Genomic DNA, 11,789 nt, shown 5'->3' on the forward strand with positions numbered 1-11,789 from the left:
ACATTGTTTTGCAAGGCTTGTCAGGCGCCGGCGCGACGCTATGGTGCGCGGGCAACAGGAGAGGCCAGCGATGCAGACTTTGAAATCCGTTCTCGACGGCGCGGCCGGCGAGGGCATCATTTCCGGCGAACAGGCCGGCGCGCTCCTGCCCTATATGGACGCGCGCGGCGTCGGCCTCAATGTGCCGGCGCGTGCCGATGCGCTCGATATCGGCGGGCCGGCGGAGGATCGCGCCATCGCGCCGGTCGAGGATACCGAAGCGCCACGCTTCATTCGCGGCTTCCACGATGTGCTGATCACCATCGGAGTCGCTATCGTGATGGCGGGCGTCTGGGGCATCGGCGCGTTTCTCCTGGCCTTGCCGGCTATCATCATCCTTGCGGAAATTCTCGTGAAGCGGCAGCGGCTTGCGCTTCCGGCCGTGCTGCTGACGGCGCTCTACGTGCACTGGATCCTCACGACGTCGCTCCTGATGCAGGAGGATGCGATCAACCAGCAGGATGCGATCGTCGGCTTCCTGCTGACGGTAGCACCGCTCTGCGGGCTCCTGCCGCCGTTCTACTGGCGCTACCGTATCCCGCTGTCGTTGAGCCTCTGGTATCTGTCGCTGGCGGGTCTGGCGCTCGGCGCCGTCTTCCTCTTGCTCGGGCGGATGCTTGATAGCACCGACCTCTTCACCGAGCATTCCACGCTGTGCGCCGGCATCTTCCTTGTCACGGCACTCGCACTGTTTGCCGTTGCGATGCGCTATGATCTGTCGGACCGTTTCCGTGTCACGCGCCGCTCCGATATCGCCTTCTGGCTGCATCTCGTCACGGCACCGGCGCTGCTCTATTCGACGCTGAGCTTCGTGTTTCTCGGCGACTTCGCGAACAATACATTGTTCAGCAGCGACAAGGGCCTGCCCGGAGCGCTCGTCATCGTTGCCATCGTCGTCGTGCTCATGGGCATCGGCCTTGCCATCGACCGCCGCGCCTTTGTGACCTCGGGCCTGCTGTCGCTTGGTGTCGCTACGGCGAGCCTGCTCCAGCGCACGACCGCTGCCCCGGAAAGCTATATTTTCCTCTCCCTTCTGATCGTCGGAATTGTCGTGCTGACCATCGGCATCGGCTGGCCGCATTTCCGGCGCTGGGTTTTGACGCCGCTGCCGCTTGCGCTCAAAGAAAAACTGCCGCCCCTCCGGTGAGGGACGGCAGTTCGAAAATCGTCAGTCCGGCGAGACGTTAGGTGTTGAAGCGGAAGTGGATGACGTCGCCGTCCTGCACGACATATTCCTTGCCTTCGTCGCGGCCCTTGCCGGCTTCCTTGGCACCGACCTCGCCCTTGTAGGCAATGTAGTCGTCATAGGCGATGGTGAAGGCGCGGATGAAGCCGCGTTCGAAATCCGTGTGGATGACGCCGGCAGCCTGAGGCGCCTTGGTGCCGCGCACGATGGTCCAGGCGCGCGTTTCCTTAGGGCCGACGGTGAAATAGGTGATCAGGTCGAGCAGGTGGTAGCCCGCGCGGATCAGGCGGTCGAGGCCGGCTTCGTCGAGGCCGAGTGCGGAGAGGAACTCGGTGGCCTCCTCTTGCGGCAGCTGGGCGACTTCGGCTTCGATTGCAGCCGAGATGATGACGCATTCCGCACCCTGTTCCTTCGCCATGGCGGCGACGGCTTCGGTGTGCGCGTTGCCGTTCACCGCGTCGCCTTCCGCGACGTTGCAGACATAGAGGACCGGGTGGGACGTGAGCAGGTTCAGGCTCTTGAGGATTTCGATCTCCTCCGGTGCCAAAGTCTTGAGGAGAAGACGGGCCGGCTTGCCTTCGTTGAGCAGCTTGACCACGGCTTCCATGATTGGCAGCTGGGCAAGCGATTCCTTGTCCTTGCCCGTTGCGCGCTTGCGGGTCTGCTCGACACGGCGCTCGAGGCTTTCGAGGTCGGCGAGCATCAGCTCGGTCTCGATGGTCTCGGCATCGCCGACGGGATTGATGCGGCCTTCGACATGGGTGATGTCGTCGTCCTCGAAGCAGCGCAGCACATGCACGACGGCATCGACTTCGCGGATATTGGCGAGGAACTTGTTGCCGAGGCCTTCACCCTTCGACGCGCCGCGCACGAGGCCGGCAATATCGACGAAGGAGATGCGCGTCGGGATGATTTCCTTCGAGCCGGCGACGGTGGCGAGCGCCTTCATGCGCGGATCCGGCACGGCGACTTCGCCGGTGTTCGGCTCGATGGTGCAGAAGGGATAGTTCGCCGCCTGGGCGGCAGCCGTCTTGGTGAGTGCGTTGAAGAGGGTCGACTTGCCGACATTCGGCAGGCCGACGATACCGCATTTGAAACCCATGGAGATGGTCCATTCGTCTTGATAAAATCGTTGCCACCGCTATGGGGGAAGGACGGGGCAGGGTCAAGACCTTGGCGGCGCGGGGCCTTGAACTCCACCGTCCTGCGGTGCACAATGAGCGCACACTGCTCGAAGCCAATGTCGTGAGGAGCTTCCAATGAGCAATGGCAACACGATCCTCGACCCCAAAACAACCACCAAGCCCAAGCTCGAAAGGCCGAAGCTCTACAAGGTGCTTCTCGTCAACGACGATTATACGCCGCGCGAATTCGTCGTGCTGGTGCTGAAGGCCGTGTTCGGCATGGCGGAGGAGACCAGCTACCGCGTGATGATGACGGCGCACAAGATGGGGACCTGCGTCGTCGTCATTTGCGCCCGCGACATCGCCGAGACCAAGGCCAAGGAGGCGACGGACCTCGCCAAGGAAGCTGGCTTTCCGCTGCTCTTCCAGACAGAGCCGGAAGAATAGGTTTTCGCACCCGCCCGGCGCGCAGCGTCAATCGCCCTTGTTGCCGAACAGTTTCTTCAGCATGTCGGCCATCGGGCCGCTCGTGGGCAGTGCCTTCGGCTGGGCATGGTTGCGGGCCGCGCGGATATGGGACTGGCCGGCCGGCTTCTTGGTGGCCTTGTCCTCTTCCGGCTTGCCTCCCGTGGCAAGAGCCAGCTTGTTCATCAGTTGTGAGTCTTCGCCGCGCACCAGCATATCGGCGTGGATCGCAAGCTCGTCAAGCAGCGGGTCGAGCCATGTGTGGTCCACCTTGGCGAAATCGCCGAGCACATGGTTTGTCACGAGTTCCTTCGCGCCGGGATGGCCGATGCCCAGACGTAGACGGCGGTAATCCTTGCCGCAATGGGCGTCGATCGACTTGATGCCGTTGTGGCCGCCATGGCCGCCACCGACCTTGATACGCGCCTTGCCGGGCAGGAGGTCCAACTCATCGTAAATGGCGACAATATCCTTGGGAGCGAGCTTGTAGAAGCGCATGGCTTCGCCAACGGCTTCGCCCGACAGGTTCATGAAGGTCTGCGGCTTGATGAGCAGGACCTTGTCGCCGGCAAGCTCGCCTTCGGAGATCTCAGCCTTGAATTTCTTCGACCAGGGCGAGAAGGGGTTCTTGCGATGGATCGCATCCAGCGCCATGAAACCGATATTGTGGCGGTTGCCCGCATATTTCGCGCCCGGATTGCCGAGCCCCGCGATGATCAGCATGGATTGCTCCGCCAAAGCATGTCGTTTCGCCTTCACCACCGCGAATGCGCGCGGAAGTCAACCATGCGCGCGCATTATTTGTGGGCGCGGGTCTGAGACGTCCGGGGGTTCGGCGGCAGTCCATAGGCGGCAAATATGCGGTCTTGCTCGCCACTGAGGATCAGCTTGTCGAGCTCGGCCTGCATGCGCTCGATAAGATCGGCGGGCGTGTCCTTGTTGCAGGCGACGCCGTAAACCTGGCCCGCCAGCATCATGGCCTTCTCGACAGGAACCCCGTCGAGCCGCATCTTTTCGTAGGTCTTGACCGAGGTCGGCATCAGGTCGATGCGGCCGCTCAACAGCTTGCGAAGGGTAATGTCGATATCGGCGGCAAGATCGATGTCGTGGAAGCCGATCTGCTCCAGCGCTTCCACCGCGAAGTCGCCCCGCTGCGAGCCGACCTTGAGCTCACGCGCCTTGACGATGGTGAGGTTATCGTAGACCGCATCCTGCCGCTTCAACATGACCATCTGGTCTTTCAGCAGCGGCTTGATCCAGACGAAGCGGGTGGCACGATCACGGTTGTATCCGGCCGTGAAGACGCAGTGCATGGGCTGCTTTTCGGCGAGTGAAAAGGCGCGCGCCCAGGGCATGATCTCCAGCGTGTGGTGTATGCCGGCGCGTTCGGTCACCAGCTTCATCTGGTCCACCGCGATGCCGGTGATCGCGCCAGCCTTCGTGTAATTGAAAGGCGCATATTCCTCGGTGAGGAAGTGGATGGTCTGGGCGCAGGCGGACGAAAGCGGTGCGAGTGACAGGCCGAGCAGCAGAAAGAGCGTCTTCATCATCCTGTCCCCGGCTGGCTCCTCAGGAGGCCACTTTGTGCCCGTGTTCTTCCGACGGCGATAGTTCGTCCAGTTTGACGAGGAGCGCCTCGAGCGGCAAGGGGCGGCTGAAAAGATAGCCCTGGCCGAGTTCGACGTTCATAGCCTGGAGCATGGACCACTGTTCCTCGGTCTCGATGCCTTCCGCGACGACGGCGCAGCCCATCTGGTGCGAGATGGTGCGGATGCCCTCCACCAGCATGCGGCTCTTGCGGCGCACGTCCTGCTGCTCGCTTGTCAGCGACTTGGTGAAGGACTGGTCGATCTTCACGATATCGACCGGGAAGCGGTTGAGATAGCTGAGCGACGAGTAGCCCGTGCCGAAATCGTCGAGCGCGATACGGCAGCCCAAGCTGGAGAGCGCATCGAGCACCGAGCGCACGACGGGGTTGTCGAGCATCAGCACGGCCTCGGTAATTTCGATGACGATGCGCGAGGGCGTGAGGCCGGCCTCCATGAGCAGTGCGGCGACGCGCGACGGCAGGGCTGGTTCGAATTGCAGCGGCGAGAAGTTCACAGCGAGATAGCTGTCGGCCAGCCCTTCCAGCTTCGACAGGGTGGACAGATGGGCGATCGCCTTGGAAAGAATGCAGTCACCGATGCGGCCGATGGAGCCGTTTTCCTCAGCGATGCCGATGATGTCGGCAGGGGAGAGCAGGCCGCGTTCGGGATGGTTCAGGCGCATCAGCGCCTCGAAACCGGCGACACGGCCGTCCGACAGTGCGACGATGGGCTGGAGATAAGCGTCGAACCAGTCCTCGCGCAGGCCCTGCTCGATGAACTGTTCTGTTTCCAGCCGTTTGCGGGCGATGTCCATCATATCGTTGTCGAACAGCTGGATGCCGTTCTTGCCGCTGCGCTTGCGGGCATACATGGCCATGTCGGACTTCTGCAGGAGGCAGGCGGCCGTCTTCGCGTGATCGGGGTAGAGGGCGATGCCGATGCTCGCGCTGACATTCAGCTCCGCGCCATTGGCGGTCAGCGGCGCGCGCATGCCTTCCACCAGCCGTTCGCTGATGTCGGTCGCCAGCCGGCAGGCGTCGGGTGCGCAGAGCAGGATGGCGAACTCGTCGCCGCCGAGACGCGCGATGACGTCGTTGCCACGCAACTGCCCGCGCAGGCGATCCGCCACCTCACGCAGCACCGCGTCGCCAGTGGCATGGCCGAGATTGTCATTGATCCACTTGAAACGGTCGAGATCGACGAAGATGCAGGCGAGTTGCTGGCCAAGCCTGTCGGCATCGCCGATTAGGTCGTCCAGCACGAGTTCGAAGCCCTGGCGGTTGAGCAGGCCGGTGAGATGGTCCGTGATGGCTTGCCGGTGGTTGCGGTTCTCCGCATCCTTCAGGCTGGTCACATCAGTCATGACGGAGAGGGACAGCGACGGCCGCTCGTCGCCTGTCGCAAGCCCCGTTTCCAGGATGAGAACGTCGATCACGGTGCGATCGGCGCGCTTGAAGCGCAGGGTGACCTCGCAGATGCCGCCGTCTTCCATTTGCGTGAGGTGGCGGCGGTCATAGCTTTCGCGGCAGTCCTCGACGACGAAATCTGTGAAGGCACGACCGATCACAGCGTCGCGCGTGTAGCCGGTGGCCGTTAGCCAATAGTCGCTCACGGCGGTGATGCGGCCTGTCGCATCGATGGAAAACAGCATGGCCGGGGTGAGATTGTAGATTTCCGTCGCCCGTGCATGGGCAAGCTTCAGCCCGGCTTCCTCGTGCTCGAGCTTGCTCTGCATCTCGTTGAAGTTAAGGGCAAGGGCGCCCATCTCGTCCTTCGATGTCCAGTCGACATGATGGCGCGAGCCGAGGCGGCGCGTCGCCTCTATCGCTGCCGTCAGGCGCATGAGCGGGCGTATGATGGTTATCCGGTTGCCGATGATTGCGGCGGTGAAGAGCGTCGCGACGGCGAAGAAGAAGATGGCGAAGATCGCCATTTCGTCCTTGCTGAAGCGCGAAAGCAGGCCCTGCTTTTCCAGCCAGATTTCCGCTGTGCCGACCTTCTTGATGCCGTCGCTGGCCCTGTAGAGAATGTCCGCGTTGACGATGGAACGGGTCTCTTCGACCGCGGGCCGGTCTACCGGCCGGCTGATGTCGATCATTTCGGCGGTGTCGCGCACGCGCACGAAGCTGATGTCGGTATTGGCGTGCAGGGATGTGACAATCTGGGTAACGCTGTCCAGATCGAAATCCCACAGCGGCTTTCCAAGTGCCTGGACATTGGCCCTGAGCAGCGCTTCGGTGCTTTCCGTTCGCTCGCGGGCGACACGGTCGGACGACAGAATGAGAAAGAGGACGAAAAGCGGTGCGACGAAAACCAGAAGCGCACCGATAACGATGGCAATGAATCGGCTCTCCACCGAATGCATCTTCATGCCGGTTGCTCCCCCGCCGGTCCGCGAAGCCCGCCCGTTATATCTTTGGCTTTCCTCATGCCGATCAGCGTTTCATCAAAAACTTAAAGGTTGCTGAAATATTCGTTCGGAAAAGTGCTGATAATTCAAACCTGCCGTAGCGTGAGAGATGTTTGGGCCAAAGAAAAACCCCGCCTCCTTAGGAGACGGGGTTTCTGTAGGGGCTATTTCCGAGAAATGCTTATTCCTCGGTCGCTTCCACTTCTTCTTCCTCAACGCCGGCAGCCGGGACAGCGATCGTCGCGATCGTGAAGTCACGGTCGGTGATGACCGGGCTCGTGCCCTTCGGCAGCTTGATGTTGGAGATGTGGATGCCTTCGCCGACCTTGAGGCCGGTGAGGTCTGCCGTCAGGGAATCCGGAATGTTGCCGGCCAGAGCGTGCAGCTCGACAGCGTGGCGAACGATGTTCAGGACGCCGCCGGCCTTGATGCCCGGGGACTTCTCTTCATTGACGAAGTGAACCGGAACTTCAACGACGACGTGGGTGTTGCCCGAAACGCGCAGGAAGTCGACATGCATGGTGAAGTCGCGGACCGGATCGAGCTGGTAGTCCTTCGGGAGAACCTTGATCTTCTCGCCGTTGACGTCGATCGTGGCGACGGTCGTCTTGAAGCCGCCGGCGTAGATGCGCTGGGTGACTTCCTTCGTGGCGATGGCGATAGCGAGGGGGGCCTGCTTCTCACCGTAGATGACTGCCGGAATGAGACCGTTGCGGCGAAGTTCACGGGAGGACCCCTTACCAACCCGTTCGCGCGTTTCGGCCTTAAGCTCGTAGGTATCGTTGCTCATGGCAAAACCTTTCATATGTTACTGGAGAGTTTTCCCCGGCCGACGTCTTCGCCGGCCGCGCAAAACTTGAGGATTTCGTGAAAGCCTCATCCGCGTTGCCTCCAAGGGTGTCTACGCGGACGGGGGCTCGATAAACGAGAATCCCCGGAAATGCAAGGCCGCGACCGGATTGACACATCGCCGCGGTATATGGAAGTTCCGCCCAGCTCGTTTTTGGCAAGGAGACCATGATGATAAGACAGACCCTGATGGCTTCGGCCGCTGTTGCGCTCGTTTGTGCAGGCACGGTCCATGCCCAGGAGGTTTCGGTATCCGAGGCCGCAAACATCCAGAAGCGCCTGACGCATTACCTGCCGAAGGACCTGGTCGATGCCGGCATGGTCACGGTACGGGCCGCGACGTCTTTCTATGAATTGCGCTTCGATCCCGCGCCGCTGCTGGCCAAGGCGAAGAGCGGAGCGGTGAAGGTCGAAGGCCTGAAGCCGATGACATCCTATCTGCGGCCCATGCCGGAGGGGACCTATCGCATCGAGTCGAACGACAGCCTCGACATCAAGGGCACGCTCGACACCCCTGCGGACAAGGCAACCTCCTTCTCCTATGTGATCGATTCCATGAAGCTCGACGGGATCTACGATCCCGAGATCCTCTACTTCACCTCGGCCGACTGGTCCGCCAGCAAGATCGCCTTCTCCAGCGTGACGCCCAGGGAAAGCATTTCGGCGAGCTTCGGCCAGTCGGTGATGTCGATCGCGGCGGAGAAGAAGGGTGCCGATACCCTCGACATTTCCACGACGGGCGTCATGCAGGCCTTTGCGGAGACTATTACCAGCAAGGATTCCGGCAAGGTGGATATCAGCGCCGACAAGGTGGATATCGACGTCAGCATGGACGGCGCACGTTACAAGACGTTGCAGGACCTTGTCTTCCTTATCCTCGACAACATCGACAAGCCTCTTCTCGATCCGCCGGAAATCGTGCGCCTCAAGCAGCTCCTTCGCAATTCCCTTCCGGTCTTCGACAATCTGAAGGAGACGATCCGGGCCTCCAACGTCACCATCGGCACGGACAAGGGGACGTTCGGAGCTGACGGCCTCGTCTACAATATCGACATGAACGGGGTCGCCCATTCCACGCGCGTCGGCTTCGGCATCGATATCGACAAGCCGAGGCTGCCTGCCGGTGTGGTGCCGGCGGCTTTCGAAAGCGCGGTGCCGGAGCACGCGACCTTCAAGATGGCCGTTGCCAATCTCGACCTCGCCGGCGCCGTTACCTACATGCTCGACCATGGCGACTTTTCCAAAAAGGAACCGCTGACCGAGGAGCAAAGCGCCGAACTTGGCCGTATCGTGCTGCCTGGCGGCATGATGACGTTCGAGCTCGAGGATGTCTCGGCCGTTTCCCCGATCTATGACGTGCGCCTCACCGGCACGATGCAGGTCCATATCGAGGACAAGGACCGCCGCAGGGCCGACCTGACACTGACGATGCGCAAATTCGACGAGACGGTCGCCTATCTGCAGAAGAACGCCACAGTGGTTCCGGAATTCGGTCAGGCTTCCTTCGGGCTTCTGATGATGAAGGGTCTCGCGCGCGATGCGGGTGACGGGGCGCAGGCGTGGGATGTCATGGTCGGCGAGGACGGCAAGGTGCTGATCAACGGCCGCCCGTTGCCGTTCCAGCCATAATCAGCGGCGGCGCCGGCGCCGGGCCGTTACGTGCGCGAGGCCGAGCATCAGACCGCCCGCGAGCAGCCCCCAGAAAGCGCCGGAAATGCCGAGAAACGAAACCCCGGAGGCGGTGACGAGGAACGTCACCGCCGCGGCTTCGCGGCCCTCGGGCTCTCGGAACGCATTCAGTGCTGAGGCGGCAAAGGCGCTGATCAGCGCAAGGCCGGCGACGGCCTGGATGAGGATCGGCGGGGCGAGGGCTACGAAGGCCGTAACCGCACCGGCCGCAAGCCCGAAGATCACATAGAAGATGCCGGCATTGATCGCCGCCCAGTAGCGTTTCGCCGGGTCGGGATGTGCATCGCTGCCCGCGCACATGGCGGCGGTGATGGCGGCAAGATTGACGGCATGGCCGCCGAAGGGGGCGGAAAGCAACGAGAACGCGCCCGTCACGGCAAAGAGCGGCCCCGGCTTCGGCTCATAGCCGTTGACCTTCAGCACGGCGATGCCGGGAATGTTCTGCGATGCCATGGTGACGATGAAGAGCGGCAGGGCGATGCCCACCAGCCCCGCCATGGTGAAGGACGGCGCGACGAGTTCGGGTTGCGGCAGCAGCGATGCGGCAAGGCCGCTGAAAGCACCGTCGGGAATGTCGACGCCGAAGGCCAGCACCGCGATGAAGGCGACGAGGGCAGCCGGCACGGCGTAAAGCCTGTTGATGCTGCCGACGATCGCCCAGGCGAGCACGATCGGCAGGCCGAGCAGCGGATTAAAAGCGATGGCCTTCACCGGCGCGAAGCACAGGCCGATCAGCACGCCCGCCAGCATCGCATTGGCGAGCATCGCGGGAATGGCGGCGACCATGCGCCCGAGCGGTTTCCACAGGCCGGCAATCACGATCAGCAGTGCGCAGATGAGGAACCCGCCTACCGCCGTCGAGAAACCGCCTTCCACCGTGCCGGAGGTGGCGAGCAACGCAGCGCCCGGTGTCGACCAGGCGATCGAGACGGGAAGCCGTGTCGCGACGCTCAGAACGACAGCGCAGAGCCCCATCGAAACGGAAAGCGCCATCAGGCCGGAGGCGGCCTGCGCCTCGCTGGCGCCGACCCCCGTCAGGCCGTGCAGCACAACGGCGAAGGAACTGGCGAAACCGACAAAGGCGGTGAGCAGGCCCATGAACAGGGCTTGGGCGGAAAAGTCGCGGAACATGGCAGGATCGATGCTGGAAAAGGATATGCACTGGTAACAGGCGGCGTGACGGTTGGAAACAGACTTGTTGTGCGGTTCCGCGCTGCCCATATCCATGTTGAACCTTCGTCCCGCTGGACCTTTCGCCGCAAACGGTTCTATAGTTCGCGGCACTGTACTCCAGTGCGACGGTCGGTCGGAAGCTTTCGGGAGGAGAGCGGATGCCTGTGCGTTTCGATCACGCGGATCATGTCCAGACGGTGGTGGCCCATGCCTCGGCCGCGGCGAATTCACCCGTTGCGGCCTCCTGGCGGCGATGCCTGACGCTGCACGGCCTGTCACCGGAAGAAGCGCGCGTTCCCTGGCGGCTGACCGAAGGCGAGTTCCGGCAGGCCCGGACCCGCTCCAGCGATCTCATCGAGGAGGCGCGCGGCGAAATCGACCGTCTGTTCGCCACCGTCGGCAAGGCCGGCTGCTGCCTGCTTCTCACCGACGAGAACGGCATTGCACTGGAACGGCGTGGCGCTGCCGGCGATGACCGCGATTTCCGCGGGGTCGGCCTGTGGTCCGGCACGGTGTGGAGCGAGGCGAGCGTCGGCACGAACGGCATCGGCACGGCGCTTGCCGACGAGCGCGCGGTCCTTATCCTGCGCGACCAGCATTTCCTGTCGCAGAACACTCGGCTTTCCTGCACCACCGCGCCGATCCGCGATCATACCGGCCGAATCGCTGCGGCCATCGATATCTCCACCTGCCGCGACGATGCCAACGAGATGACCATGTCGATCCTCTCGCAGGCGGTTCGCGATGCTGCGGCGCGCATCGAGGCCGGGCTGTTCCGGCGCGCCTTCTCCGCAGCCCGCATCCTGCTCGTGCCCGTGGAGGGCAGGGCCTCGCCGGCGCTGCTGGCCGTCGACCGGGACGATCTGGTGCTCGGCGCAACACGCGCGGCACGGCAGGTGCTGGGTCTGGACGACCGGCGCATCGCCACCGGCATCGCCGCCTCCGACCTCCTGAAGGAGGACCGCGTGGAGGAGGGCCGGGATCTCGACGACGCCGAGCGCGCTGCGCTGCGCCGCGTGCTGACGCGTGCCGGCGGCAATGTCAGCCACGCGGCCGATCTGCTCGGCATCAGCCGGGCAACGCTCTATCGCAAGATGAAGAAGCTCTCGATCAACTGATGCTGCGGCGCAGCACAGCCTGCCGCGTCGCCCTGTCTCAATTCTGAAACAGTCGCGCCGGCCATCGCCCCCGTCGCCCTATCGCAAAAGGGCAAAGCACCGCACCATTCTCTCACGGCCCATCCGGGCTCTTCATGGGAGGAATGA

10 protein-coding genes are annotated in these 11,789 nt (G+C 62.8%); 4 read left to right on the top strand and 6 right to left on the bottom strand.

Annotated elements, in window-relative coordinates; translation table 11 throughout:
- Positions 1-70 precede the first annotated feature (70 nt).
- Positions 71-1,186 (top strand): hypothetical protein, encoded by a 1,116-nt coding sequence (locus MKI86_RS04595; RefSeq protein ID WP_241598052.1) that lies wholly within the window; start codon positions 71-73, stop codon positions 1,184-1,186.
- Positions 1,187-1,223: 37 nt separating this feature from the next.
- Here the strand turns inward: MKI86_RS04595 and ychF are convergent, their stop codons facing one another.
- Complete coding sequence (gene ychF, locus MKI86_RS04600) at positions 1,224-2,327, bottom strand: redox-regulated ATPase YchF (protein WP_241598063.1); 1,104 nt, start codon at positions 2,325-2,327, stop codon at positions 1,224-1,226.
- Between the two features lie 157 nt (positions 2,328-2,484).
- On the opposite strand from ychF, the gene clpS reads away from it, so the two are divergent.
- Complete coding sequence (gene clpS / locus MKI86_RS04605) at positions 2,485-2,796, top strand: ATP-dependent Clp protease adapter ClpS (RefSeq protein WP_241598065.1); 312 nt, start codon at positions 2,485-2,487, stop codon at positions 2,794-2,796.
- A gap of 27 nt (positions 2,797-2,823) precedes the next feature.
- Here the strand turns inward: clpS and pth are convergent, their stop codons facing one another.
- From pth to MKI86_RS04625, 4 genes are all read right to left on the bottom strand, one after another.
- Positions 2,824-3,537 (bottom strand): aminoacyl-tRNA hydrolase, encoded by a 714-nt coding sequence (pth, locus tag MKI86_RS04610; protein WP_241598068.1) that lies wholly within the window; start codon positions 3,535-3,537, stop codon positions 2,824-2,826.
- 74 nt (positions 3,538-3,611) lie between these two features.
- Complete coding sequence (locus MKI86_RS04615; protein WP_241598070.1) at positions 3,612-4,361, bottom strand: substrate-binding periplasmic protein; 750 nt, start codon at positions 4,359-4,361, stop codon at positions 3,612-3,614.
- A gap of 22 nt (positions 4,362-4,383) precedes the next feature.
- A complete protein-coding gene (locus MKI86_RS04620) occupies positions 4,384-6,768 on the bottom strand; it encodes a putative bifunctional diguanylate cyclase/phosphodiesterase (protein WP_241599256.1) in 2,385 nt (794 codons plus the stop codon).
- 226 nt (positions 6,769-6,994) lie between these two features.
- A complete protein-coding gene (locus MKI86_RS04625; RefSeq protein WP_241598072.1) occupies positions 6,995-7,603 on the bottom strand; it encodes a 50S ribosomal protein L25/general stress protein Ctc in 609 nt (202 codons plus the stop codon).
- 230 nt (positions 7,604-7,833) lie between these two features.
- On the opposite strand from MKI86_RS04625, the gene MKI86_RS04630 reads away from it, so the two are divergent.
- A complete protein-coding gene (locus tag MKI86_RS04630) occupies positions 7,834-9,291 on the top strand; it encodes a hypothetical protein (RefSeq protein WP_241598074.1) in 1,458 nt (485 codons plus the stop codon).
- On the opposite strand, the gene MKI86_RS04635 is transcribed toward MKI86_RS04630, so the two are convergent.
- Positions 9,292-10,482: a benzoate/H(+) symporter BenE family transporter gene (locus MKI86_RS04635; protein WP_241599259.1), complete on the bottom strand. Its 1,191-nt coding sequence runs from the start codon at positions 10,480-10,482 to the stop codon at positions 9,292-9,294.
- A 200-nt stretch (positions 10,483-10,682) separates the two neighbouring features.
- Here MKI86_RS04635 and MKI86_RS04640 point away from each other — a divergent pair, with 200 nt between their 5' ends.
- A complete protein-coding gene (locus MKI86_RS04640) occupies positions 10,683-11,642 on the top strand; it encodes a helix-turn-helix domain-containing protein (protein ID WP_241598076.1) in 960 nt (319 codons plus the stop codon).
- The last annotated feature ends 147 nt before the right edge of the window (positions 11,643-11,789 follow it).

Origin of the sequence: Shinella sedimenti, assembly GCF_022601905.1 — a bacterium.
GTDB lineage: Bacteria > Pseudomonadota > Alphaproteobacteria > Rhizobiales > Rhizobiaceae > Shinella > Shinella sedimenti.